General features: G+C 54.8%; 24 protein-coding genes. 14 read left to right on the top strand and 10 right to left on the bottom strand.

Annotated elements, in window-relative coordinates; all coding sequences use genetic code 11:
• Positions 1–76: 76 nt before the first annotated feature.
• The 3 genes from WCX72_RS06060 to WCX72_RS06050 all read left to right on the top strand — a co-directional run bounded on the left by WCX72_RS06060 (position 77) and on the right by WCX72_RS06050 (position 5050).
• Positions 77–2173 (top strand): TonB-dependent receptor, encoded by a 2097-nt coding sequence (locus WCX72_RS06060; protein WP_345971414.1) that lies wholly within the window; start codon positions 77–79, stop codon positions 2171–2173.
• A 235-nt stretch (positions 2174–2408) separates the two neighbouring features.
• Positions 2409–4313 carry a PAS domain S-box protein gene (locus WCX72_RS06055; RefSeq protein WP_345971413.1) on the top strand — a complete coding sequence of 635 codons (1905 nt, stop codon included), beginning with the start codon at positions 2409–2411 and terminating at the stop codon, positions 4311–4313.
• Positions 4202–5050, top strand: a complete 849-nt coding sequence (locus WCX72_RS06050) for an HD domain-containing phosphohydrolase (RefSeq protein ID WP_345971528.1) — start codon at positions 4202–4204, stop codon at positions 5048–5050. The genes WCX72_RS06055 and WCX72_RS06050 overlap by 112 nt, the downstream gene beginning before the upstream one ends.
• Positions 5051–5066: 16 nt before the next feature.
• Here the strand turns inward: WCX72_RS06050 and WCX72_RS06045 are convergent, their stop codons facing one another.
• Genes WCX72_RS06045 through WCX72_RS06035 form a run of 3 tightly spaced genes read right to left on the bottom strand, consistent with a single transcriptional unit; the run spans position 5067 to position 7803 of the window.
• Positions 5067–5885, bottom strand: a complete 819-nt coding sequence (locus tag WCX72_RS06045) for a phosphatidylserine decarboxylase (protein WP_345971412.1) — start codon at positions 5883–5885, stop codon at positions 5067–5069.
• Entirely contained in the window at positions 5882–6970 is a 1089-nt protein-coding gene (gene truD, locus WCX72_RS06040; RefSeq protein WP_345971411.1) for a tRNA pseudouridine(13) synthase TruD, read from the bottom strand. Before truD ends, WCX72_RS06045 begins: the two co-directional genes overlap by 4 nt.
• Before the next feature lie 8 nt (positions 6971–6978).
• A complete protein-coding gene (locus WCX72_RS06035) occupies positions 6979–7803 on the bottom strand; it encodes a thiamine-phosphate kinase (protein ID WP_345971409.1) in 825 nt (274 codons plus the stop codon).
• Positions 7804–7920: 117 nt separating this feature from the next.
• Here WCX72_RS06035 and WCX72_RS06030 point away from each other — a divergent pair, with 117 nt between their 5' ends.
• The 5 genes from WCX72_RS06030 (at position 7921) to WCX72_RS06010 (ending at position 13700) form a co-directional block, all read left to right on the top strand.
• On the top strand, positions 7921–9123 hold the full coding sequence (locus WCX72_RS06030; RefSeq protein WP_345971408.1) for a diguanylate cyclase: 1203 nt from the start codon (positions 7921–7923) through the stop codon (positions 9121–9123).
• A 148-nt stretch (positions 9124–9271) separates the two neighbouring features.
• Positions 9272–10984 (top strand): succinate dehydrogenase flavoprotein subunit, encoded by a 1713-nt coding sequence (gene sdhA, locus WCX72_RS06025; RefSeq protein ID WP_345971407.1) that lies wholly within the window; start codon positions 9272–9274, stop codon positions 10982–10984.
• A gap of 10 nt (positions 10985–10994) precedes the next feature.
• Positions 10995–11975 carry a succinate dehydrogenase iron-sulfur subunit gene (gene sdhB / locus WCX72_RS06020; RefSeq protein WP_345971527.1) on the top strand — a complete coding sequence of 327 codons (981 nt, stop codon included), beginning with the start codon at positions 10995–10997 and terminating at the stop codon, positions 11973–11975.
• Between the two features lie 9 nt (positions 11976–11984).
• Positions 11985–12869 carry a CoB--CoM heterodisulfide reductase iron-sulfur subunit B family protein gene (locus WCX72_RS06015; protein ID WP_345971406.1) on the top strand — a complete coding sequence of 295 codons (885 nt, stop codon included), beginning with the start codon at positions 11985–11987 and terminating at the stop codon, positions 12867–12869.
• 54 nt (positions 12870–12923) lie between these two features.
• Entirely contained in the window at positions 12924–13700 is a 777-nt protein-coding gene (locus WCX72_RS06010) for an exodeoxyribonuclease III (RefSeq protein WP_345971405.1), read from the top strand.
• Between the two features lie 83 nt (positions 13701–13783).
• Here the strand turns inward: WCX72_RS06010 and WCX72_RS06005 are convergent, their stop codons facing one another.
• Complete coding sequence (locus WCX72_RS06005; RefSeq protein WP_345971404.1) at positions 13784–14110, bottom strand: hypothetical protein; 327 nt, start codon at positions 14108–14110, stop codon at positions 13784–13786.
• A 93-nt stretch (positions 14111–14203) separates the two neighbouring features.
• On the opposite strand from WCX72_RS06005, the gene WCX72_RS06000 reads away from it, so the two are divergent.
• From WCX72_RS06000 to WCX72_RS05975, 6 genes are all read left to right on the top strand, one after another.
• Positions 14204–14686 carry a GNAT family N-acetyltransferase gene (locus WCX72_RS06000; RefSeq protein ID WP_345971402.1) on the top strand — a complete coding sequence of 161 codons (483 nt, stop codon included), beginning with the start codon at positions 14204–14206 and terminating at the stop codon, positions 14684–14686.
• 252 nt (positions 14687–14938) lie between these two features.
• Positions 14939–15388, top strand: a complete 450-nt coding sequence (locus WCX72_RS05995; protein WP_345971401.1) for a hypothetical protein — start codon at positions 14939–14941, stop codon at positions 15386–15388.
• Between the two features lie 117 nt (positions 15389–15505).
• Positions 15506–16558 (top strand): hypothetical protein, encoded by a 1053-nt coding sequence (locus WCX72_RS05990; protein WP_345971400.1) that lies wholly within the window; start codon positions 15506–15508, stop codon positions 16556–16558.
• Positions 16559–16731: 173 nt separating this feature from the next.
• A complete protein-coding gene (locus tag WCX72_RS05985; protein WP_345971399.1) occupies positions 16732–17019 on the top strand; it encodes a hypothetical protein in 288 nt (95 codons plus the stop codon).
• A gap of 23 nt (positions 17020–17042) precedes the next feature.
• On the top strand, positions 17043–17405 hold the full coding sequence (locus tag WCX72_RS05980) for a hypothetical protein (RefSeq protein WP_345971398.1): 363 nt from the start codon (positions 17043–17045) through the stop codon (positions 17403–17405).
• 245 nt (positions 17406–17650) lie between these two features.
• The gene (locus WCX72_RS05975; protein WP_345971397.1) at positions 17651–19237 is read left to right on the top strand and encodes a hypothetical protein; all 1587 of its coding nucleotides are present in this window, start codon (positions 17651–17653) and stop codon (positions 19235–19237) included.
• 51 nt (positions 19238–19288) lie between these two features.
• On the opposite strand, the gene mog is transcribed toward WCX72_RS05975, so the two are convergent.
• Genes mog through aroB form a run of 6 tightly spaced genes read right to left on the bottom strand, consistent with a single transcriptional unit; the run spans position 19289 to position 26333 of the window.
• On the bottom strand, positions 19289–19822 hold the full coding sequence (gene mog, locus WCX72_RS05970; RefSeq protein ID WP_345971396.1) for a molybdopterin adenylyltransferase: 534 nt from the start codon (positions 19820–19822) through the stop codon (positions 19289–19291).
• A gap of 1 nt (position 19823) precedes the next feature.
• On the bottom strand, positions 19824–20336 hold the full coding sequence (gene bioV / locus WCX72_RS05965; protein ID WP_345971395.1) for a pimelyl-ACP methyl ester esterase BioV: 513 nt from the start codon (positions 20334–20336) through the stop codon (positions 19824–19826).
• A complete protein-coding gene (locus WCX72_RS05960) occupies positions 20323–21966 on the bottom strand; it encodes an AAA family ATPase (RefSeq protein ID WP_345971394.1) in 1644 nt (547 codons plus the stop codon). The genes bioV and WCX72_RS05960 overlap by 14 nt, the downstream gene beginning before the upstream one ends.
• The gene (mtaB, locus tag WCX72_RS05955) at positions 21953–23200 is read right to left on the bottom strand and encodes a tRNA (N(6)-L-threonylcarbamoyladenosine(37)-C(2))-methylthiotransferase MtaB (RefSeq protein ID WP_345971393.1); all 1248 of its coding nucleotides are present in this window, start codon (positions 23198–23200) and stop codon (positions 21953–21955) included. The genes WCX72_RS05960 and mtaB overlap by 14 nt, the downstream gene beginning before the upstream one ends.
• Positions 23197–25281, bottom strand: a complete 2085-nt coding sequence (locus tag WCX72_RS05950; RefSeq protein ID WP_345971392.1) for a mechanosensitive ion channel domain-containing protein — start codon at positions 25279–25281, stop codon at positions 23197–23199. Before WCX72_RS05950 ends, mtaB begins: the two co-directional genes overlap by 4 nt.
• Complete coding sequence (gene aroB / locus WCX72_RS05945) at positions 25278–26333, bottom strand: 3-dehydroquinate synthase (protein WP_345971391.1); 1056 nt, start codon at positions 26331–26333, stop codon at positions 25278–25280. The genes WCX72_RS05950 and aroB overlap by 4 nt, the downstream gene beginning before the upstream one ends.
• Between the last annotated feature and the right edge of the window lie 48 nt (positions 26334–26381).

The raw sequence follows: 26381 nt of genomic DNA, 5'->3' as shown, positions 1-26381 counted from the left end.
AAATATATTTAATTTAACATTTAATTAACACTCTGTTGCAACAATCCGCATTAACACAAAAATTAGAAAGAGAGCTATGAACATAAACCATCTGGCAAAAAGTACAGCCCTGCTCTGTTTCCTGCTCGGGAACAGCGCCGCAATCCATGCTGACGAGAGCATCGCAATCGGTGCCGTGACCGTCGAGTCTACGACGATCGACGACGGCGTCGATTCAAAAACGGGCGTTTCAAACACCATGACCATTACGGGCGAAGAGGTTGAAAAGATCAACCCGCACACCATTACGGACATCCTGAACAGCGTACCGGGTGTCACCCTCTCCAACGTCGGCACCGACAGCGTCAAAGTCCATATCCGGGGAATCGAGAACCAGATGTACATGGGCGAACAGCCCGGCGTCGCCATCGTCATCGACGGCGTCCCGGTCCAGGAGACCTCGGGCAAGATCAACATCGACCTGGACAATATCGAATCGATCAAAGTCATCAAGGGGGGCGCGTCTTACCTCTACGGCAACGACGCCCTCGCCGGCGCGGTCATCATCACGACCAAGAAAGCTAAAGCCGTCTCTTCGTCGAAAGCCGAAGCGGAAGCCGGAAGCTTCAACTCGAAACGCCTGATGGCAACGACCAATCAGAGCTTCGAAAACTCCGCGCTCCAGCTGCAGGGAAGCTACAGGGGCAGTGACGGCTACTGGGATGAATCCTACGTCTCGGTTAAATCGATCAACGGGAAATACTCCTATTACCTCAATGACACCAGCGACATAACGCTGGGGCTTGACTATACCAAACGCGAAACGGGTGACGGCAACAGCGTCCACGGGACCCTCGCGGCGAAAACCGACCCCCGGAGCGAAAACGAGTATTCGTACAGCGGCTACTACAAGACCGACCTGACCAAAGGGTTCGTCACCTACTCCAACTCCTTCGGTGAAGATTCGAACCTGATGCTCAATGTCCATACCTACATCGATGACAAGACCTATAAAACGGCACGGACGAAAACGGACAAGAATGAAATCTGGAACCAGAACGGCGCCAAAGGCGAATACCGCACGGCCTTTGACATCCTGGGTCTCATGACCGGATTCGACCTCCAAAGAAACACCACCGATGAACGGGCATACCTCGCGGCCGACGGCAGCCTCCAGTCCGATTACGCGACAGAGGAGGATATCAACGCGCTGTACGGCGAGATGAAACTCGAAGTGGTCAAGGACCTGACAACCACTTTCAATATCCGCTACGACAACATCCAGCAGCGGTACATCGACCATCAAGAGAGCGCCAACAACGTCAAACCCTCCTATGACGTCGTCTCCTACCGGGCCGGTTTCAACTACGCTCTTTCCAAAAACAATGCGCTTTACGCCAGTGTTTCCACCGGTTTCAGGACCCCGACGGTACGCCAGATGAGCAACAACCAGGCGACCCTGCGGGAGAATCCGGCTGTGGATATTCCCTCGAAGATCGGTATAGAGACATCCTACAACTATGAGATCGGCCTGCGCGGCCGGTATGCCGGACTCACCTATAACGCATCGGTCTACCAACTCGACCGGAAAGATTACATCGGAAGAATCGCCGGGAGCTATATCACCTCCGACGATGAGAACGAAAGCAACTACGACAACGTCGGGGATATGCGCAGCAGGGGCTTCGAGCTCTCCGTGCAGAGCGACCGGAGCAAAACGGTCGCGTTTGACCTGGCCTATACCTACCTCGACGCGGTCTTTACACGCTACTGGCTCTCCCAGCAGGTCACCGCGGACCCCGACGGCAGAGGGCCGCTCACGGGCGACTTCGAACGCATAGACCTCTCCGGCAACCAGGTGCCGAGAACGCCCAAACACACCGTCAAACTGACACTCTATTACCAGCCGAACTCCAAAGCGACACTTATCACGGAGCTGCTGGCAAAAAGCAGTTATTATGCGGATGAGGTCAATGCGCACAAACTGAGCGGATACGAGGTCGTTAACCTGATCGGCGAATACCGCTTCAGCGACGCTTTTGAAATGTTCGCACGATTCGACAACCTGCTGGATAGAAAATACTACCAGTTCGTCAACATCAATTCATCCGCATTGGCGACGATGGCGGAAGACGCCACGGTCAGGGTCGCCCCTCCCCGGGCGTTCTACGCCGGTATGCGCTACCGCTTCTAATTTTCCCCGGGCGGGGACAACCGCACTTTCGGAACCGCCGACATTTCGCCGTTTTATCGTGATCATCACGATGGTCGACCCAAATCTATCATAGCATCAGTCACCCCGCAGCCTCAATGACATCAACTTCTCATCACCACTATTTCATTTTAAATTGCCAATGAAGTATAATGGATAAAAACTGTTTCACATATTTAAGAATACATATGTGCATATGGTATGTGGAAGGAGATAAATGGAATACCCGCCTGCAGAGCAAATTGAGCGTGCCCTTAATGAATGGATTACAGCACTCGATGTCATCCAGGATCCCATCTTTCTCCACGACAAAGACTTTCGCATCATACGCTGTAATAAAGCCTATCAACACTATGCCGGTCTCTCCTACCCGCAAATTATCGGTCAATTCTACTATGACGTTTTCCCGATAAACGACGGTCCGTTGCCTCATTGCAGACGAGCAAAAGAGGATGCACATACCGATTCGGCAGAAGATGAGGTCCGGGTCGGAAGCACCCTGTTCCGGTCCCGTTCCTACGTCGTGAGCAGTGAGGCCGGAACCTACCTCTATTCTATTCATATTCTTGAGAACATAACGGATCAAAAACATGCAGAGCATATGCTCCGCCAAGAAAAGCACTTCTCCGAAAAGCTGATCGAGAGTATTCCCGACATCTTTTTCCTGATCGACAAGCAGGGGCGTCTCATTCAGTGGAATAAACGGGTAGAACAGCTGATGGGTATAGCGCCCGAACAACTGCGGCATTCCAGTGCACTGCAATTTGTTCATGACGGGGACAAAGAGCAGGTAAAGCACCGTCTCTCCGAAACCCTCGCGGACGGCAACAGCACATCCGAAGCCCGCCTGCTGACAAAAAACGGCATCCGCCACTATGCCCTGACAACCAAGCAAGTCGTGTTGCCCGGCGGCGATGCCATTATCGGCATCGGCATCGACATCACCAAACGTAAAAATGTTGAGCGGCAGATCCTCCGCGAACGGGATTTCAATCGCGATCTTGTCGAAACCGCGCCGGCGATCATATTGGTACGCGACTTGAAAGGGCGGATTACCCGTTTCAACCGATATATGGAAACGCTATCAGGCTATGCATTCGATGAGGTGAAGGACCGGTCGTGGTTCGAACTCTTCATACCGGAAACAGACCGGGAACATGCCGAAAACCTTTTTCAGCATGCGCTGTCTGATCTGCCAACAAACGGTTACAGCAATGCCATTATGACACGGGAAGGGGAAGCCCGCCAGATCGAATGGTACGACAAAAGACTCCAGGACGCCCATGGTAATACGGAGGGGCTTCTTTCGATCGGTATGGATATTACAGAGCAGCGGAAACTCCTGGAACAGCTTGAACTTTTCCACTCTCTTTTTGACAAATCGATGGATGCCGTCCACATCGTCGACCCGGAAACAATGCGCTTTCTGGATATTAATGAAACGGCTTGCCGCCAACTCGGCTACAGCCGCGAGACATTGATGAAGAAGTCCGTACTTGACATCGACCCCAACATCACCCCGGAACGGACCAAAAGCATCATAGCAGGTATAGATCAAGACGACAATATGCGTTTTGAAAGCATCAACCGCCGGAGAGACGGTTCGACTTTTCCCGTAGAGGTCAGTATTTCGATCACGAAAGTCGATAAACCCTATTTCCTTGCCATCGTACGCGACATCAGTGAAGCAAAGGCGTCCGAAGCCGCACTGAACAGAGCCAACCGTGCCCTTCGAACGCTATCAGAGGGCAATCTTGCTCTGGTACGTGCGACGGATGAAAAAATGCTTCTTCGCGATGCCACAAGGGTGATCGTCGAATACGGCGGCTACAGCCTGGCCGTTGTCCATTATGTTGAAAACGGTCCCGACAAACGGCTAAATCCCGTCGCCTGGGCCGGCTACAAAAAACAGGAGTACTGGATTGAAGATCAGCGCTGTGACGCGACGGTCGGGGGCGTTTCCCGGCCGGCACGGCGGTCCGGGAGAGGAAGACGAATATCTGTCGAGACATCGGGAGCAGCGACTGCTATCCCGAATGGAAACAAGCTGCCGCCATGCAAGGCTACGTTTCAAATATTGCCCTTCCCCTTTTTGACGACGGCAGGGTATTCGGGTCTCTGAGCATCTATTCAACCCTTTCGGAGCCCTTTGACAATGATGAAGTCTCTCTGCTCGAAGAGCTTGCCGGAGACCTCGCCTATGGGATCCTCAATCTGCGCACGCGTGCGGCGCATGACCGCCACGAAGCCCTGCTGCGCGAAAGTCTGGAGCAATCCATCCAGGCCATCGCCGCGACGGTCGAATCACGCGACCCATACACCGCCGGGCATCAAAATCGCGTTGCCGAGCTTGCCACGGCGATCGCCCGGGAGATGGGGCTGGATGATGAGCGGATCCGCGGAATCGGTTTCGCCGGAATCATACACGATCTCGGCAAGATCCATATCCCAGCGGAGATCCTCTCGAAACCCGGCAGACTGAGCAATATCGAGTACCAGCTGATCCAGACCCACCCGGAAGCCGGATACGACATCGTCAAAGACGTCAACTTCCCCTGGCCGATCGCGCAGATCATTTTGCAGCATCACGAGCGTCTTAACGGCAGCGGCTATCCCCAGGGGCTGAAAGGCGATGCCATCTTGCTTGAAGCGAAGATCATCGCCATCGCTGATACGGTCGACGCCATCTCGTCTCACCGGCCTTACCGTTCGGCACGGGGTATTGAGACGGCGATGCGGGAAATTCAGGAGGGTAAGGGAAGCGCCTTCGACCCCGAGGCGGTCGAAGCCTGTGTCCGCCTCTTTATGGAGAAGGGGTTCGAGTTCTCAACGGAATCGCCGCTCATCACGTTAAACTAAAGCGCCGACTGCCGTTTCAGGAGAGTTTCGCAATCGTATCGCCGAAGCGGACCTTCCGGCCAGCTTCCACGCTCAACGCCATCCCCGCTTTTTCGGTGATCATGACAATGGTCGATCCCATCTCGAAGCAGCCGAAATCGTCCCCTTTTTTCAGATAGAGATCATCAAAGGCGTACGCGGTCGGCTGCTGGGCGTCCGCATTCGTCTGGATGCGCGGCTCGAAACTGACCTGCATCTTCCCGACGTTGAGTGCACCCACAAGGACGAGGTAAATAAGCTTACCCTGCTGGCTCTCGCACTCCAGGACGACCCGCTCGTTTTCGATAAAGAGGTCGGCACGCTTGTTGAGCGAAGGCATATTGACAGGGTAGAGCTTGCCGGGGATATGCACCGCCTTAAGCACCTTCATATTCGTCGGCACGTGGTAGCGGTGGTAGTCGCGGGGCGAGAGGTAGAAGTTCATGAACTGTCCGTGCTCGATGCGCTCCTTGTTCGCATCGTTGATCTCGCTCCCCAGCAGCTCCCGGACGCAGTAGGACATCCCCTTGATCTGCAGCGCCCGCGTCGCATCGAGGTCCCCGCATTCGGTGATCAGGCTGTCGCACGGTGAGATAAGGTCGTCTGCGTCATTAGAGAAATGGCGCGAGGCCTTGAGAGTGCGGGTGAAGAGCGCGTTGAGGGAACGATAGGTGGAGGGTGCGTAGAACTCGCTCATGTCCAGCCCCATGATGCTGACGTACCCCTGGTTGACGATTTTTTGGAACCAGCGGGGGAACTCTTTGGACGCGAAGCGCCCGAACTGCTGCGAAATGGTGTTGGTGATATGGCGTGTCATGCTTCCTCGTCGTTATCAATTTTGCGTTTGGCGATCTCTTCGATCAGTACGGTCGCGTAGGAGCCTTTGGGGAGCGTAAAGTGCAGTTCGTACCAGGCTTCCTCCTCACGGTATTTGCCCTCAACCTCTTCGGGAAAAACCCAGGCATAACGGCGCTGACCGTCGATCTCGTGGACGGCGTCATACGCCTTTTCGAAGTCCCGGGAGAGCCCCGTGGAGCGTTTGGCCCGTTTGCCGACCAGCAGGCCCGTCGGAACAATGTCGCGCTCGTTGAAGCGTTCGATATCCTCCGCATCACCGTCGAATTCGAAAGGGCGGCCGTGCGGGTAGTGCATCATGACGTCCCCCTCGATGAGCTTGTAGGGGTGCGGCTGCTGCGCCAGCTTTTGCAGCTGATCTTCGGGGATGTTGAGCAGCGGCGATATCTCTTTGGCATCAAAGTTGCCGATCAGCGTACTCACCTCGATGCGGCGGCTCAGCCAGAGGTTGAAGAGGTGGCTTTGATATGCATTAATATAAAGCCGTTTCAGCTTGACGTTGCGCTCCTTGATCTTTCCGCGCAGCAGGGCCTCACCCTTCTTCCAGTTCTCCCCGCCGATGCCGAACCGCTGATAACCGAAAAAGTTCGGCATGCCGTAGGCGGCGATCTGTTTCAGCGCCTCGTCGATCTTCTTGGCCGCCGTCGGTGTCACCTTCTTGAGACGGATAAAAAAGCGGTTCCCCTTGAGGTGTCCCATGTGGATCTTGTTCTTGTGGTAGGTCTTCTCGAGAATCTTCACGTTCTCGTGGCTGAACCCCTCCAGTTTCTTCTCAAACTTCTTCGGCAGCGAGATGTACTGCGTCGTCATCGCGTTCTTGTCTTTGAGACCGGCGTACCCGATCTCCTTGCCTTTGATGCCGAGGTACTTCGCCAGCAGGGAGATGAGGTCCCAGGTGGAGAGGTTCTTTTTGCGCACATGCAAGATGAGGTGTTCGCCGTTGCCCGTAAAAGGGTAAAGCGGAATTTCGTTGACGACAAAGTCGCGTACGCTCTGTTTGAAAACGAAGGGAATCGGTGCATGCTGCAGGTAGTAGAAACGGTCCATGGTACTCTTTAAAAGTGGTGTGATTTGCACGGGTTTTTGTAGCGGGTCCGTGCGGCCCGGGCGAAAACGGTCAATGGCGTTCGGTGTTTGCGCGCCAGATACTCGACGCGCTTGCGCATCCGCGGCGGGAAAGCGACGAGCATCTCGTACTCCTCCCCGCTGCACCCCGCCGATTTGCCGAGGGGGCGGAAAAAGGAGAAGCCTGTCCGGTTGAGGTCGGCCAGGCGCTGCAGGTCGGTGTAGATCCCGTCCGAGATGTCCATCCCCGCCCGTAGATATGGCGCGGCATCGGCGATGAACTCCCGGCGCAGCCGCGGCCGCACATAGTGCGACTGCGCGTGCGCCCTGCGGCCCGCCAGCAGATACTGCAGCTCCCGCTTTGCTTTGCCGACGCTGCCCGTGAAGGCCAGCAGATCGCCCCTCTTAATCCCGCTGCGTCGCAGCGGATGCCGCGTTTCCGAGACGATGGTCAGCGAAATGATGAGCCGCTCGCTTTTGACGGTATCCCCGCCGATGAGTTCGCATCCGAAGGCCGCCGAGGCCTCGACGAAGCCCGCCGCCAGGGCATCCACCTCGCCCGCAGTGAACGAGGATGGAATACCGATTGCAAGCAGGGCGTAACGCGGCACGGCATTCATCGCCACGGCATCCGAGATGTTGACCGCGAATGCCTTGTAGGCAATCTGGCGCGGCGTCATCCAGGCGCGTTTGAAATGCGTCCCCTCGATGAATGCATCGTTCGAATAGACAGTAGAACCGATCACGGCCCCGTCATCCCCGATCTGCTTTGACGCAGCGGAGACGGAAGCGATAAAACGTTTTTCCAGATCCATAATAAGAGGAGAATTTTACTCCACTCTCGCTTGCGGCGCCTTTACGCAGGGAGTGTCATAAGTGTCACTTAATAAAACACCAATTAAAATTAGTAAAAAACCACATACAGGACATCAATGAAAACGTCGATCAAGAAGCTCCTAAGTTCGGTGCAGTTCAACGCAACGCTGCTCATACTGTTCACCCTTCTGAGCGGATTGCTCCTCGCCAGTTCCTATGCTACCTACAAGCGGATCGACAATATGGCTGAGCAGGAGAGGCTCGTCCACTCCCTCGCAAAGATGGACCGTGCGGACCCCGCCCTCGACCGTATCCGCGCCAGCGGCGTCCTCAGCCGCCTGCCGATCCTGATCGACGCCCTCGACAGCGAGAACGTCTACGAGATCGCCAACAGCCTTATCTTCAGAGAGGCGAAAACCCGCAGCAAATACACCAACCTGCTCCGCGAACGTGACAGAGTCCTGAACGCATCGGCCTCGGCCTATTTCAACGCCAGCGTCGATTCCCCTTCCAGACGCGACGACATGCTCAGAGCCATCGAAAACTATACCACGCTCTTCTACCCGCTGACCAAGCTGCAGAACAACACCCTCTACCAGTACAGCCTGCTCGTAGGCGCGATGCTGATCCTGGTCCTGCTTTGGGGCTTCGTCGTCATGACCGCTGCCCGCAACGCCTCTAAAACGATTCTGGGTGACATTTATGCGCTTCAGCCCCAGGAGGGAGCCACCCGCGCCTCGGTCAAGTTCAAAACGACCGAGATCAACACCATCGCTTTGAAAATACGCCAGGAGAGCGGTGACGCAGCTTCCGCCAACGGCAAGAAGGATGAGGTGACGCAGCTCCCCAACTACGAAGGGGTGAAAATCGGCTTTGACCGCCGGCCGAAAGCCTCCAAGGATATGCACGCCTTCGTCTGCATCTTCGAGATCGACAACTATTCCAAGCTTGTCAACCATTTCCCGCAGAGCGTCATCGACCCGATTTTGATCAAGATCACCTCCATCATGAAACTGCACAAAATGCAAAATGACCAGATCGGACGCATCCACGGCGGCCAGTTCATTGCCGTACTGCTGCGCAGCGACAAACATAAAGCGCTGGAAGAGTGTAACCATATCAGACAGATGATCGAAGAGAACCGTTTCAAAATGCCACACGACTCCTTCCCCATCACGCTCAGCGGCGGCTTTGCCTCAAAAACCGCCTCCCAGACCCTCGACGATGCCGTCAAAAACGCCAAAGAGCGCCTGAGAATGGCTCAGGAGAAGGGCGGTAACTGCGTTTCCGATACGAATAACAATACGAAAATGTTATAGATTTTCCCTCCAAAGGCCCCATTTGTGGGCCTTTCTGGTTCATTTTGTAACACCTTTCCCTTCCGCTCTCCAGCCAGAACCGTTTAACCGAAACCTACCCTTTCAATCGCTATAATCTGACGCATATTTACGTTTACGAAGGAAGGTTATGAGTATTCCTATTTATACTTATGATGCGGTAATCGTCGGTTCCGGTCTGGCAGGTTCTGCGGCTGCCAGAGAGCTGAAACAAGCCGGCAAGAACGTCGCCGTCATTACCAAACTCCACCCGCTGCGTTCGCACTCCGGTGCGGCGCAGGGCGGTATCAACGCTGCGCTCAGCGATGTCGACAGCATCGAGCTGCACGAATTCGACACCGTCAAGGGTGCGGACTACCTCGCCGACCAGGACGCGGTTGAGCTGATGTGTCAGAAAGCCCCGGAAACGATCCGCTGGGCAGAGCGCATGGGAGCGGCCTTCAGCCGTACCGACGACGGTAAGATCGCCCAGCGCCCCTTCGGAGGCCAGTCCTCCCCGCGCGCCTGTTTCGCGAAAGACCGTACGGGTCTGACCCTGCTTCAGACGATCTACGAGCAGGCGCTGCGCGTCGGCGTCGACTTCATCGACGAGTGGTACGCCGCCGACATTATTTACGAAGACGGCAAGGTCAGCGGTGTCGTCGCCTTCAATATTCGTAACCAGGAAAAGGCGATCTTCAACGCCAAGGCCGTTATGTTCGCCACCGGCGGTTACGCCCGCGCGTTCAAGATCAGCTCCAACGCCCACGCCAATACCGGTGACGGCCTCTCCATCGTTGCGCGCCACGGCCTCCCGCTGGAGGACATGGAATTCGTCCAGTTCCACCCGTCAGGCCTTTCGGGCAGCGGTATCCTCATCTCCGAGGCGGCCCGCGGCGAAGGCGGAAAACTGCTCAACTCCGAAGGCGAGCGCTTCATGGAGCGCTACGCGCCGAACAAGCTTGAACTGGCTTCCCGCGACGTCGTCGCCCGCGCCATCATCAACGAGATCCGCGAAGGGCGCGGGGTCGGACCGCGCAAAGACGCCGTCTACATCGACCTGACCCACCTGGGCAAAGAGAAGATCATGGAGCGCCTGCCCGAGCTGCGCGACCTGGCTATCACCTTCCTCGGCCTCGACATGATCAAAGAGCCCATTCTTATCTCCGCGACGGCGCACTACTCCATGGGCGGTATCCCGGTCGATATCGACGGACACGTCCGCAAGAACAACGACGAACTCGTCGAAGGCTTCTACGCGGCGGGTGAATGTGCCTGCGTCAGCGTCCACGGTGCGAACCGCCTCGGTGCCAACTCCGTCCTCGAAGCCCTGCTCTTCGGCCGCCACGTCGGTCAGAGCATGGTCAATGACATCGAGACGCTCTACCTCCGCGAGGCGGAACAGTCCGATGCCGACACGATGATCGCAGAGATGGAGCGTATCCTCACCAATAACGGCAAAGAGACGGTACCGGGCCTGCGTAACGAACTGCAGCAGAGCATGACCGACAATGCCGGCGTCTTCCGTACCGAGGAGACCCTCTCCAAGCAGGTCGAGATCGTCAAAGCACTGCGCAAGCGCTTCGAAAACATCCGTATCGACGACAAGTCCAAGATCTTCAACACGGACCTCCAAGAAGCGATCGAACTGGGCCACATGCTTGACTATGCCCTCTTCATCGTTGAAAGCGCCCTGGCGCGCAAAGAGAGCCGCGGCGCGCACTACCGCGAGGACTTCACGACACGCGACGACGAAGCCTTCATGAAGCACACTATGGCGTACATGGATGCAAACGGTGAGATCAGCCTCGACTACATGGCGGTCACACCGGGCAAATTCGAACCGCAAGAGCGTACATACTAAGGGGAAGATGATGACGACTATTACTACACAAACCATTACATTCAACGTGTTCCGCTTCAACTCCGAAACGGACTACCTTCCCCACTACAAGACGATCGAGATGGAGGTCACCTCCGAAGAGGTCGTCCTCGATATCCTCAACCGCATCAAGTGGGACGTCGACGGTAGCTTCAGCTACCGCCGCAGCTGCCGCCACGGGATCTGCGGCGCCTGTGCCATCAAAGTCAACGGCAAAGGCGTCCTGGCCTGTAAAGAGCGCATGAACGACCTGATCGAGCTCTTCGGCACCGAGCTGACCCTCGAGCCGCTCAGCATCAAGCGCGCGGTCAAGGACATGATCATCGACAAAGAGGACTTCTGGAAGAAGCACGAGCAGGTCAAACCCTATCTCATCGACGAGATCGACGAACACCCGGAGAGCGAAAACCTCGTCACACCGAAAGAGGAAGCGCAGTTGCTCGAGGCCGACTACTGTATCCAGTGCGGTCTGTGCCACTACTCCTGTCCGTCGCTTGAGAACAACGAATCCTACATCGGGCCTGCCGCGTTTGCCGCCGCCTACCGCTTTAACGCCGACGTGCGCGACAAAGCGACCCTCGATCGTCTTGACATCGTCAATGCGCCGGACCAGGGTGTCTGGGACTGTGTCAAATGTTTCGAGTGCCAGGAGGTCTGTCCCAAAGAGGTCAACCCGATCGAAAAGATCACGAAGCTGCATAACCAGGTCTTCGAGAACGGCGTTGCCATCAACAACGTCGCGACGCGCCACGCCGTCGGCTTCGCACACTCCATCAAGAAGCACGGTCTGCTGGATGAAGCGGAACTCGTCCGCTACTCCGAGGGTACGGTCCCGATGCTGATGAAACACGGAAAGGTCGGATTCAAGATGTTCAAGGTCGGCAAAGTCGTTATGCCGTGGAACATGCCGAAATCGGACAAACTCGACGAGGTCAAGGCCCTGATCAAATCGTCGTCAACGGTCAAATTCTAAGGATAAGTCATGGAAAAGAAACTCACATACGCCCTCTTTACAGGATGTACCGCCAAGGAGAGTACGCCGGAGCAGTTGATGTCGACGTACGCCGTTGCCGAAAAGCTCGGGATCGAACTCGTTGAGCTTTCCGAAGCGACCTGCTGCGGCGCGTCGCACCTGCAGGACTATGACGATTTCCTGTCGCTTGTCCTCAATGCGCGCAACATCTGCTACGCGGAGGCCCGCGGGATGACGATGGTCACCATCTGTAATACCTGCCAGCTCAATACGGCGATGACGAAGCACCGCCTTGACAACGACCCGGAGCTCAAAGCCCGCGTCAACGAGAAGCTCGCCGAAGTCGGACTGGAGTACAAGGGTACCTCCGAGATCACCCACTTCCTCTATGCGATCATCGACGACTTCGGTCTCGAGACGCTCAAAGAGAAGGTTGTCACACCGCTGAGCCAGTTCAACATTGCACCCTTCTACGGCTGTCACAACATCCGCCCTTCCGAGCTGCAGAATGAAACGCACGGCAAGGCGGAGAACCCGTACAACCCGAACTCCCTGGATGACCTCATTGTCACCCTGGGCGGCGTCAACGTCGACTACGAAGAGAAGAATAAGTGCTGCGGATTCCACGCGGAGCTCCAGGCGCCGAAAACGGCTGCCCTGCTTACCGGTAAAGCCCTGATGGGTGCAATGGATGCCAACGCGGACTGGATGGTCACACCCTGCCCGCTGTGTCACCTGAAACTCGACACCCAGTACGAGCATGCCGGCCACGCCGTCGGCCGCGACGTCAAGATGCCGGTGCTTCACATGCAGCAGATGGTCGGTCTGGCCCTGGGCTGCACGCCGTCCGAACTCGGCCTCAAGCACCACGTCTCCAAGGTCAACTTCGTCTAACGACTACACGGGGCGCTGCCTGCGCCTCTCCCCTGCTCTCACAAGGTACATTCAATGTCCGATACAATCGAAATACTTTCATGGAACGTCAACGGTATCCGCGCCGTCGCCAACAAGCAGGCACTCAAATGGGTCGATGAACGCCGTCCGGATATCCTCTGTCTCCAGGAGATCAAAGCGACTGCGTCCCAGTTCCCCGACGACCTCTTCGATACCAACTACGCGACGCTGACCATCAATAGCGGCGAGCGAAAAGGCTACTCCGGTACGGCAACCTTCTCACACCTCGTTCCCGACTCCTCCGAGTTCTGCCTCGACATCGACAGCGAGCACGAAGGGCGTATCATCCAACATGACTACGACGATTTCACCCTCTTTAACGTCTACTTCCCCAACGGCCAGAAGGACGAAGAGCGCCTCGCGTACAAGATGGCCTTTTACGAGAAGTTCTTGACCTACTGCGACGCGCTGCGCGACGAAGGCAAAAGTATCGTCATCTGCGGGGACGTCAACACAGCCCACCGCGAGATCGATCTGAAAAACCCCAAGTCCAATGCCAAGACCTCCGGCTTTCTGCCCGAAGAGCGCGCGTGGATCGACAAGCTCGTCGAACACGGTTACATCGACACCTTCCGTTACGTGCACGGCGACATTGAGGAGGAGTACAGCTGGTGGTCCTACCGTTTCAGCGCCCGCACGAAGAACGTGGGGTGGCGGATCGACTATTTCTTCATCTCCGACGACCTGACCGAGGTACTCGAAGACGCCTTCATCCTCCAGGACATCGAAGGCTCCGACCACTGCCCCGTCGGCATCCGCCTCGCGCTGTAGTGCTTCACACCGGTTATATATTTCGCTAAATAATTTTGTGGAGCAGCCCCCGAAAGGGGGCCTGTTTCGTATGAAAGTGCAGCTTAGAGTCTGGTCAGCAGGACAATGACAAACGGCACAGGCGCTTTAGGGGCCTTTGCCGCTTCGAAAACGCCGCAGAACGCCTTGGCGACCTCAAAGATCTGCGGCAGGGTATATTCGTGCTCGTAAGCTTCGTCAAGCACCTCTTTCGTCTTGTCGACGATAATCCCGATCTCGTCGCAGTCGATGTCGTGGGAGTGGATCTCTTTATCCCATTTGCAGGCGTGGTGAAAGGTGTGGAAGTAGCCTTCGATATCTTCATCGCTCAGATCGTCGAGCAGGTGGTACTGACGGACAAAATCGATTACCTCGTGGAGTTTGCAGGTCATTAGTTTCCTTTTTACTTTCGTTGCACTAAAATATGCATAACATATTCGCGTGCACATAATTTAACATCCATTGCTCCGATCATAAGGTAAAAAATGAACATTCAAGTCGTCAAAGCAGATTATTCCAATGAAAAGCACAAAGCAGAGATCCCCATGATGCTCGACGCCTATGCGCGTGACCCTATGGGCGGCGGAAAGCCTCTGGATGATGTGGTAAAACACAACCTGGTCACAGAACTTTCCAAACGCCCCTACGCCTTCTCCGTCATCGCCTACGCCGACGGAGAGCCGGCGGGAGTGGCCAACTGTTTCGAGGGGTTTTCCACCTTCGCCTGCAAACCCCTCGTCAACATCCACGACATCACCGTCCTTCCCAAATACAGAGGGCTGGGCATCAGCCAGAAACTGCTGGAAAAAGTCGAAGAGATCGCCGCTGAAAAAGGCTGCTGCAAAATTACCCTGGAAGTGCTTGGCAATAACGCAGTCGCCCAGGGTGCCTACAGGAAATTCGGCTTCGCCGCCTACGAGCTTGACCCCAAAGCGGGAAGCGCGCAGTTTTGGGAAAAGAAACTGTAAGCCAGCAAATCTTCGTCATAAAGAAGAGCCATTCCACTCCAATGTATGATTAACATCGAAAACTGCTAATAGACCCACAACATGTTAATCCATCCCCGGATATCGATAATAATCATGTATACATTTTTATTCTACAGCACATCGAAAGATTTAAAATATTTCATATTGTTACTATTTTTGCAGGATTTTCTAACCAAAAAAGTTCTATAGTACACTCAAATGTAATCTAATTAATAGTTAACTGAAGAGGAAGTGATGACAAGTAACACTATTCCAAAACCCCAGATCAAGCTATATTGGAAAATCTGGTTTACGCTTATCGCTTGCCTATTTATCCTTCGTTTTTCTTTGCCTCACCTTACTGAAACGGATTTTGCTTTCACGTTATTCAACTGCTACATGATTCCAACATGGATTGCTATTATGGTTCTAAACATAATAGAAGAATATAGACTAAGAAACTATCTTGAAGAAAATCATCACCAAACATGGGAACACATCACACATGTTTCAGGCTTTGGCTCAGGTGGATACAACAGCCTTCGTACTCTGTCTTTTGTCAACTCCGATGATGATCTGTCTGACCCAGTTGTCAAAGAACTGAAGCTGAACTATAAACGGTTCACAACACTTGCTTTGACTGTATTTTTTACAATACCTATATTATTTTTAGTCATAGTGGTGCTGCCTTGGAGCAGCTAACAAATCTCTGCACACCAATATGAGCTCCGCACTGGGAGTTCATATTGGTGAGTTTAAACGTTAGATGATAAATCGATGAATCACGAGATAATAAAGAAAATTGAATACGGAGTATAAATGTATAAAAGAATGCTAAATATGGCCCTCTCTTCTGTTTTTGAAAAGCATATGGCTCTCATTAACGCGCTTACAATCTATTTGGTCTTCATGATCATCATCGACTATGTTAATCTGAATAATATAGTTTATGTGAAAGGTAATGCGGATATAGATAATGGACTTCTATTGTTTATCACTGCTTTGGCCAACTGGATTATCTATATCATGGTGGCCATCTCGACTCACAGGATCCTTATTTTAGGGGAGGACAGTATTCCCAAATGGGGATTGTACAAATTCACAAAAAGAGAATGGTCATTTATGTTCAATGGCTTTCTCCTGGGCCTGCTAATGATGTTTGTCGCGTTTTCAGTTTTATCGTTAAGTGCTTCGTTTGACAGCATAGGCTTTATCCTAAGTATTGCGATTATTGGTGTAGTCTTATCCATCATCGTATCCCGTGTTTCACTAGTGTTTCCGTCAATCTCGGTAGACAAGGCAATGACCTTTTCAGATGCATGGACCTTCACAAAACAGTACAAACTTTTTGTCTTTGTTTCAGTCGTTCTTTTTCCCCTATTGTTTTCGTTCGTATTTGGTTTCGTGTATGGTTTGGCTATTAAACTGATTTCTTCCATCATTCACTACGAACTCTTCTTTTTGTTCTCCGTTTTAAACATTGTCATCGCCGTCATCACGGTCAGCGCACTGTCAGCGACCTATAAAATAATAATCGAAGAGCATCCTGAATATTTGGAACCAGACAATAAAGAAGAGAAAGTAGAAATACGAGAAACTACAGTCATAAGCAATGATAAAAATCACAAGATCGTTATCCACGATAAAGGTGACGTCACATTTGAAGACTTACAAGAGAAGCTAAAGTCACAATATTCCAAATTGGGTTTTACAAATACTGTGATTGACAAAGACAGATCATGGATGATAAAAAATCCACAAGACAATGACACATATGTGTTGTTGTCACATCGAAACAGCGAATATGTCATTGAAGTTTTTCAGAATGAAATGATTGACTTTCTTGATCAATTAATAGTGCATGAAAACTGACAATGGCGTGGAGATTATCAAAAACACGCAAACAGATTCTTTATTACTCATTTTAAACGTTATACAAAAGGAACTATAGGAACGTCAAATTGGCAATAAGCGGTATTGTTATCTTGTCCGTATATGCTCTCTTAGCATGGTTGTCTACGAGGGTCAAGAAAGAACCGTCAGACGTGGCCATCAATCTTGGACTTGTTATTCTCGGCGGTGCGATTGGCTGGGTGGTCGGGATTTTCCTCACCCCTTATAGCGCAGGACAAAAAGCCGAATTTGCGGAGTACGCATCAGTCATTGCACTGTTCGCATCTGGTTATCTGGTTGGGAAAGTCGATGCCGCAATTTCACATATGCTCAAACCGGAAAACCTTTTTACACCGATAGTAGGTTTCAGGCTTGTCATAACCTTCTCATCGTTCCTTTTAGGTATGCTGGTTACGGTAGTGATTAGGTACTATGCATAACAAATTTCATCAAAGCTCCCAGCATGTTGCTTTTCTTTCTTCCCATCGGACTCATTATCTACTTCTGGGACAGGAAAAATATTGCACAGGGCATTGCACTCTTTAACGACTACATTGTTCAATTGCAAGATTCCGAGCTGGATGACACGCAGAAGATGGAGCGCATCGACGCGATGTTCTACGAGAACGGCTGCACCATCACCAAAAAGAGGGAAAACACGTTAGTCGCCGAAAAAAAGCATTTCAATATCGGTATCTTCCTGATGATGATCGGAGCACTCTACTATGTCGGCTTTTTCGGCTACATCTTCTACTTCCTGCTTTTACAGAAACCGCGCCGGCTCTGCGTCGATCTGACACTGGAGACGCCGCTGTCCAAGTGCTAACGACTTATTCGGACTTCGGGAGGCAAGCTTTGATAACGCTCTCGTCAGACACGAGGCAATTCCAGAAAATTTGTATATTTTATTATGATCGCAATATCAGATCACACAAGTCATCTACCATTTGCCACTAATGGTCCCCGGAACACTCAAACGGGGAAAATAGAAGAGCCAATGGTGTACTATACCTGTAATCCAACCCCGCAATCTGCTATCGTGTAGAATGATGGCAGTCCGTTAAAGAAAAAATGAAAAATCTGTTTCGACACCTCATTCTCGTTCTTTGGTTCGTCACCACAGGGTTTGCATCAACCATCGGTTTCGGCAATGCAGAGTCCATTGCCGATCACAATACCAGAAATGAGGTGTTGACGTATGCACGCGCCGTTGCGCAGTCGCATTTCTCAGCTGCCCCGGTTCCTGATCACAAGGTGTTAGCCGTTTATGGTGACTGGACCGTATCTGTCACGCCCTATTTGCATGGAGAGATCGTCGGCGAAGGCACGGGGCAAGCGCATACGCTGCGCCAGGCGATTGAGCATGCGGTCCAAGACCTTCTTGCTGGCCCCAGCCATACCCATCCGAGTGCAAAGGATTTCGCAGCGTCAAGGTTGATGATCTCCTTTGCCCGCCCTGACGCTCCGGCCCACGCGCTGATTGAGTACAAGAGTGAAGCAAAAGAGCTGATCGGCGACGTCGTGGTCATTCGACATCTGGACAGCGATCTGATCTATACCAAGATCATGGAGGCGAAAGCGTACCTTCTGCGCGCTATGGACAAAGAGACCCATGGATTTCACAAACTCTATACCGCCGACGATGCCGCTTACGACAGACGCGTCATCACCACCTACTCCTCATCCAGCCTCTACAGTCTGTTAAAACTCAACGATTTGGAAAAGGATGAACGCATCGCCGCACTCACCCCCCTGATCGCCGAATTTATCTTGTCCATGCAGATTCAAAAAGGAAGCAACAAGGGGGCATTTCATTACTCCCTTTCCCTCGACACCGGTAAAAAGGATGACAGGTTCGTCGTCGGAACGGCTTCGAAAACCATCTTCACCCTGTTGGATCTCTATAAACGGACAAAAGAGAAACGCTATTTGGATGCCGCCGTATCGGCCGCCGACTGGCTGCTTACCATGCGGAACCCAGACGGCACCGTCATCAATCAGGTTAAAATCGAATCGGGCCGACCGGTTTTTGACAAAAGATACTCCAATCTTTATACGGGCGAAGTGCTCTTCGCCTTGTCAAGAATGTATACGGTAACGTCGGATCAACGCTACTACGATGCCGCTGCGATACTGGCGGACAATTTTCGGGAAAGAGCAGCGAAAGATTCCTATTTTTTGACGGACGACTACCGCACGCCGACAGATGCGGTTCCGACAAGCTGGGCGGTGATGAGTCTTCTTGATTTTTATAAAATCAGCAAAAACGACCTCTATAAAAAGACGTTGTTGAAATGTCTTGATGCGATTTTTACGCGGCAGAAAAACGATCCAAACGATATGCAGAACTACGGCAGGATCGGTACCGGTCAGAACACAAGCGGAAACGGATGGATCAATGAAGTCACCTCGGAAGTGTATCTGTCATGCAGGCGGGAAAACTGGGGCGGTTGCGAGCGGTACAAAGCGCATATGCTGGGGATGATACGGTGGCTGATACAAAATACCTATTCCGAAGAGAACACCTATTTTTTGAAAGCGCCCGAAAAAGCCATTGGCGGCCTTATCCGAAACTATAAAAGAGAGGAAGTCAGGACAGATGCCGTCTGCCATGGTGTCAACGGCTACATCAACCTGTTCAAAAGCAGTGGCCGCTAAGACCTGCGCAATTAGGACATAGCTAGCCCGAATGCGTTGACAAGGGCGCCGCTATTTTGCCTTCGGGCGGAAGGCTTTGATGACGCTCTCGTCGGTGACGAGGTAGGGACCGCCGATCAGATCGATGCAGTATGGAACGGCCGGGAAGACGGCGTCGAGGCACTCGCGGATGGACTTCGGTTTGCCCGGGAGGTTGATAATGAGCGATTGACCGCGGATGCCGGCCGTCTGGCGCGACAGGATCGCCGTCGGGACGTACTGCAGGCTCACCTGGCGCATCAGCTCGCCGAAGCCCGGCATCATCTTGTCGCAGACGTTCTCCGTCGCTTCAGGGGTGACGTCGCGGGACGCGGGGCCTGTACCGCCCGTCGTAACGACGAGACAGCACCCAGCTTCGTCGCAGAGCTCCTTCATCGTCGCTTCGATCGTCTCCTGCTCGTCGGGGATGCAGCGGTACTCGATCTCGAAACTGCTCGTGAGGTACGCCGTCATCGTCTCCTGGATCGCCATGCCGGAGATGTCTTCGTAGATGCCCGCGCTGGCGCGGTCGGAAGCGGTGATGACACCGATTTTGATATTGCTCATATTATGCTCCTTGCAAAAAGTGGTTTGCGTCTTTAAAATAGTATAGAGTCGCGTAGGGCATGAAGAACGCCCGCGCCGCTTCGGCGTCGATGACGGCGTCTTTGCCGCCAAGGTAGACCTCGATATGCACCCCGCGTTCGTTCAGCTCCCGCAGCAGCTTTTCCGGCCACGGGTATCCCAGCAGCTCCTCGAGTGCCTCTTCTCCCTCGTCGTAGACACTGACGTCGCGGGCGGGATAAGGCACGAAACAGCTCTCGATAAAACGTGCACGGTACGCCGCGCTGTCGCGTTTGTACCCCTTCATCTGCAGCCGTTTGAAACTGTCGGGCTTGTTGCAGAAATAAGCGGGCGAGAAGAGCTGCAGCGTATCGATGCGCCTGTCGCTCTGCAGGACGTCGTAAAGGGCTTTGATGGCCCCGTAGCTGAACCCAGCCACCGTAAAGTCGTTTTGCTTCAGCCACGGCGCGAAGAAGGCCGATTCGTCCCTCAGACAGAAACCGCTATAAAACCGCATCGATCCGGGCTTTGATCTCCTCTTTGGAGATGCTTTCGCGCTCAAGCAATACATCGACGATCCCGTCGACCAGGGCCGTTTTGCCCTCAAGCAGGGTGCGGGTCTCCTGCTCGATGCGCTCGAGCATCTGCGGCAGCGCCTCCTGCGATGGCAGCAGCGAATCGCCCATGCCGTACTCGAAGAGCATCGCTTTGGCAAGGGTCAGTGCCGCGTCAATGTCCTCTTTGGCACTGGAGGCGTGTTCGCGGTAGCGGATATCGCACATGACCTTACCGGCGAGCAGCATGCGGATGTGCGACTCTATCTCGTGGCGCATCAGCGGGTCGGAGAGGGCCGGACGGATGCTTTCGCTCCCCAGCATCACCTTCTCGAAGGCCAGGTCGAACCAGGTAGCGGCAACGGCTTTGCCCGCGAGATAGGTCGCACGGCACTCTTTCTGCTCGTCGTTGAGAATCGGCAGCCGCTTCTTGCCGTAGGCGACCTTGTCCTTGACGGCCAAAACGTCCTCCATACGGACATGGATCTGTCGGTTGCGCAGCGAGTGCAGCGCCGCTTCGTTCACCAGCGCCGCCAGCGCCGCCCCGTTGAAGCCGACGGTGATCTCCGCGATCGCTTTCGCGTCCACGCTGTGGGGAATCTTCTCCAGGTACTTCGCGATGATCGCCTCGCGCTCATGCGGGGTCGGAAGATCGACGAAAATGCGGCGGTCGAAGCGGCCCGCACGCAGCAGGGCCGGGTCAAGGACTTCAATCTTGTTCGTCGCGGCGATGACGATAATACCGCTGGAATCCGTAAAACCGTCCATCTCGGTGAGCAGCTGGTTCAGGGTTGCTTCGCGCTCCTCGTTGCTGCCCCCGTCACGCACCTTGCCGACGGCGTCGATCTCGTCGATAAAAATGATGGCCGGGGCGTTGGACGCGGCGGCACGGAAGAGCTCGCTGACGCGCTTGGCCCCCATCCCGACGTAGATGTGGACGAAGGAGGAGGCGCTCTGGTAATAAAAGGGCGCGTTCGCCTCGGCGGCAACGGCCTTGGCGATCATCGTCTTGCCGACGCCCGGTGGGCCGACCAGCAGGACGCCCTTTGGCAGGCGCGCGCCGAAGTGGCGGTAGCGCTGGGGGTTCTTGAGAAAGTCGATGATCTCCTCAAGCTCTTCCTTAACGTCGCTGATACCGCCGATATCGCTGAAGGTGACGTCGGAGACGACCGGCTGAACATGATAGGTCTGTTCCGGCGCACCCGCCCCCTGGGCGGATTTGACCGGTGCGCCCGGGAAGCGTCGGTGCTTCATCCAGTAGCGCAGCAGCAGCGACGCCGCTCCCAGAATAATGATCAGGCTCAAAATGGCGATGACGATGGCCCCGCCCTCTTCCGTTTTGACGACATAGGCGTCGAAGGTACCGGCGGGGACCTGGGATTTGACGATGCTGAAGCGCCCTTCGCTGCTGCTCAGCAGGTAGGAGCTCTCCCGTTCAACGACCTGTTTCAGCTCTCCCCCGGCGATGAGCGTATTGAGCTGGTCGCGGCTGATCGGCTTGGTGCTATCGCGCAGGAACGCAAAAAGCGTCAGCGCGATGAGCAGGACCGCCGAGGCGGCGATGATCCACTTGGCTTTGTCAGACGACTGCATGGTTGTACTCCTCTGCTGCGGTGGCGGATTCGATCCGGATCCAGTTGCCTTCCAGGTCCGCTTCGCTGTCGATAAGGATCTTGTTGTAATACTGGTCGTACCCCTGGTAGCGCCCGTCGTCCGTGACGGACTCGACGAGCACGTCCAGATCGGTGCAGTGTTCGCGGCGGAACGCGAAGTTGTTCGCATCCACCAGGGCGGTCAGCTGCGCCAACCGCTCCTTGGCGACGGCCCCGCTGATCTCGGGCTTCATCGTCGCAGAGGGCGTGCCGTCGCGCTTGGAATAGGTAAAGGCGTGCACGTGCGTCAGCGGCAGCTGCTGCAGGTGTTTCCACGCCTCTTCCCAGCGCGCCTCCGTCTCGCCGGGATGCCCGACGATAAAGTCCGTGCCCAGCGCGAAGCCCTTCGCGGACAGCTCGGAAAAGAGCTTCAGGTCCTCATCGAACTTGTTGCGGCGGTTCATCAGCTTGAGCATCTCCTTGGAGGTGTGCTGCAGAGCGATGTGAAGGTGGCGCTCCAGCCACGGCTCGTCCAGAATCTCCTTGAAAGCGTCGGTGATCTGCACCGGTTCCAAAGAACCCAGGCGGATGCGGCGCACGCCGCGGATCAGGCTCATCTTCTGCAGCAGCGTGGCGATGGAGCGGTTCTCACCCTGCCCGTAGCTGCCGATGTTGGTCCCGGTGAGGATGAACTCCCCGAAACCGTTGGCGGCCAGGCGGCTCACCTGCTCCAGGATCACCTGCTCGTCGACGCTGCGCGCATCCCCGCGCACAAAGGGGATGATGCAGTAGCTGCAGCGGAAGCTGCACCCCTCCTGGATCTTGATGAAGGCGCGGCTTTTACCGACGAACTGCTCGACGACGTTGTCGTCGATGAACTCCAGGTCTCCCAGTTCGTAAAAACGGGTCTTGCGCTGCAGTAGTTCGTTGATCTTCGCCTTTTCCGACTGCCCGAAAACCCCCTGGACCTTTCCGGCGTCGAAGAGGGTTTCGCCCTTGGTGTGCGCCCCGCAGCCCGTCAGCATGACGGTCCGGCCCGCGCGCTCCTGGGCGTTGATGTAACCCCGGACCCCCGTATCGGCCCCGTTGGTGACGGTACAGGAGTTGACGACGACGATGTCCGCGGCCGATTCGTCCTCGGTGACTTCAAAATCCTGCAACCGCCCCATCATCACCTGTGTGTCGAAGACGTTGGTGCGGCATCCGAAGGTCTTGAAGTAGACTTTGGGCTTCATACAGGCTCGCCCTCCTCGGGCAGGGATCGCGGCTGCGGCAGCGGCTCGTTCTGCAGACGCAGACGCTGGGTCGGGTAGGCGATGGTAATGTCGTCTTCCTTCCCGTAGGCGTCAAGGATCTCCATGGAGATCGTGCTGCGCAGCGTCAGGGTCGCATAGGCGTTGGTAAGGTACCAGGCGCTGATGCGCACCCCGTTCTCCTCGGCGAAGGAGTAGATACGCGGCTCGACGTTCGTATTTTTCAGGTTGTAGCGGCTGCGCAGCTTGTTGAGCTGGTTACGGGTGATGTCCGTATACCCCTTGGCGAACTTGCGCGTGATCTCCTTGGCGATGAGCTGCGCCTTTTTGTGGTTTGAATCGAAGGTGATCGTGATGTCGATGCCGTCCCACACCGTTTTGAGTGAGACGTGGGTATAGTTGGCGATCATCTCCGTGAAGATGTAGTTGTTCGGGATGAAGATGACCCGTCCCGCCCGGCGGTTGTGCATATAGGTCGTCAGCGTGATGTCTTCGAGAATGGTGATCCGCAGCAGCGAGATATCCAGGACGTCCCCGACGTACTGCTTGCCGTCCTTGTCCACGCGGACCCTATCACCGACGTGGATGGAGCCGCCAAAGACGATGACCAGCCAGCCAAGCATGCTCATAAACCAGTCCTTCATCGCAATGGCGATACCGGCGGAGGCAAACCCGAGGACGGTGACGACATAACTGACGTTCTCGATGTAGTTGAAGAGCAGGACCAGCAGAATCAATGAGACGTTGGCGAAGGTGATGACCTTGTTCGCCATATAGAAACGTTCGTTGTCGCTGATGTAGCGCTTCGCGATCTGCTTCATGATGAAGAAGATGATGAGCAGGAACAGGATGATACCGCCGATATTGGCCAGTTTGAAGAGCTGCTCCTCGATCGCCTTGTTGTTCTTGAGTTCGATCTCCTCGACCCGCTTGGCATAGACGTCCGCCGTATCCTGCAGCGTCGTATAGGCCGTCTGGTACTTGTCCGTCATGGAATCGAGTTCAGCGATTTTCTTGGCGTACGCTTCCTCGCTGTCGACGTCGGAGAGGCTGGAGAGGAGCTGACGTTCGTCCAGCAGCAGCCGCAGGTAGCGCTTCAGCTCGTCGCCGCGCTTGATATACTCGCTGAGCTGTTCGCGCACCTTCTTGTTGTAGGAGACTCCGGCGAAGATGTCGATGGGGTTGCTGATCTCCGGCGCCGCGTCGATCTCCTCGGGTTTGAGCAGGTCCGCGAAGGGAGAGGCGGAGTGCGACTGCAACAAGGAGAGCTGGTCGCTCATGATCTTCTGCTTTGCCAGCAGGGCGTCGCGCTGCTCCATACGGGCTTCAGAGTCGTCGGAGCGGTCGATGGCATTGATCTGCTCCTGCAGCGCCGCGAGGTCCTTTTTAACGTCCAGGTAGGTCAGGTAGGCCGTATAGCTCTTCTGCCAGATGTTGCTTTTGTCCAGTTCGTCTTTAAGATCGTCTTCCTGCTTCCGCAATTCGTTGACCCGGGTCAGCCGCGCGTCGGAAAGGTGGACGATCCGCTGCTGAATCCGGTTGATCGTTTCCAGGGCGAAGGTCGTCGCCTTGAGCGACTGCTGCACCTCGGCGGAGTCCCGTGCCGTCCCCAGCAGTTGGTTGAGGCTCTGCTGCTTCTGCTGCAGCTCGCTTTTAAGCGGTTTGAGTTCGGCAGCCTTCGATTCGTAACCGCGGTACATTTCGGTGCGGATGGAAAGTTCTTCGCCCATAGGGTGGACATAATACTCGACGGCGGCTACGGCAGCGGTGTCGATCCGCCCCAGCTCCGCGTCCAGCCGCTGACGGTCACGCTCCAGACGGCGGACCGTTTCGGCTTTGCCCGCCGCTTTGGCGTTCTGCAGCGCCACATCGGCCTGTGCCAGACGCTCCTGGAGGATATGGCGGTGCGCATAGGCGTCGACGACACTGCTCCAGGAGAGCGGTTTTTGTAATGTGATCGCCACCTTTGCAGGCGTTTCGGCGCCCATGGCTGAAACAGCCAGCGGTCCGGTAAAGAGCAGTACTGCCGAACAGAGCAGGCTTTCGGCGAGACGTCCGATCATTGTGCAGCCTCCGCGAAAGTGCGCAGGATGTCCATCACCGCCTCGCGGGGAATGTCACTGCGCATCTCGACACCGCCGAGATGCTGCGGCAGAATAAAGGTGATCGAGTTGTCGCCGCTCTTTTTGTCAAGGAAGAAGGCCTCGTAGAAGGCATCGACGTCGGCGATGGCGTAGCGGACCGGCAGGCCGTAGCGCTGCAGCAGTTGCTCGACCCGCTCCGCTTCCGTCGCCTCCATCAGCCCCAGCGCAACGGCCAGGCGGTTGGCCATGACCATCCCGATGGCGACCGTCTCGCCGTGCAGATAGGTCGTGTATTTCGTCTCGTTCTCGATGACGTGGCCGAAGGTGTGCCCGTAGTTCAGCGCCGCGCGCAGCCCACGCTCCTTCTCGTCCTGGGCGACCACGGCTGCCTTCGTTTTGACCGAACGCGCCACCGCTTCGGCAAGCTGTTCTGGTTTTGAGAGGTCCGCCGTCTCGAGCCATGCGAAGAAATCGGCATCGAAAGTGACGGCCATCTTGACGATCTCCGCGACCCCCGCGGCGAATTCGCGCGGCGGAAGGGTTGCAAGGAAGTGGGGGTCGGCATAGACGGCGATGGGTTGGTGGAAGGCCCCGACGAGGTTCTTGCCGTAGCGGTTGTTGATCCCGGTCTTGCCGCCGACACTGGCATCGACCTGCGAGAGCAGCGTCGTCGGGATCTGGATAAAGTCGATCCCCCGCTGGAAGATGCTCGCGGCAAACCCCGTCATGTCGCCGATCACACCGCCGCCGAAAGCGATGAGGAGTGAACTGCGGTTGAAACGCGCCTCGAAAAGTGCACCGAGTACCGTCTCAATGCTTTCCCAGTTCTTGTACTGCTCACCGTCGGGAAGGGTAATCACTTCCACAGCCGGTGCCTCAAGGCGCTCGAGCAGGTAGTCCAGGTGCAGCCCGGAAACCGTCGGGTTCGTTACGACGGCAACTTTCTTGTCAAAGGTCAGCGCCGGGAGCGCGTCAATATAGATCTTGTACGAGGTGTCAACAGTCTTTTTGAGATCGATGTCTACGGTCATTCTCTATCCGAAAAAAAATTAGTGACTTATAATACTTAAATGGGACTT

The organism is Thiomicrolovo immobilis, from assembly GCF_039645955.1.
GTDB classification, from domain to species: Bacteria; Campylobacterota; Campylobacteria; order Campylobacterales; family Sulfurimonadaceae; genus Thiomicrolovo; species Thiomicrolovo diazotrophicus.
This window is presented reverse-complemented; position numbering and strand designations above follow the sequence as displayed.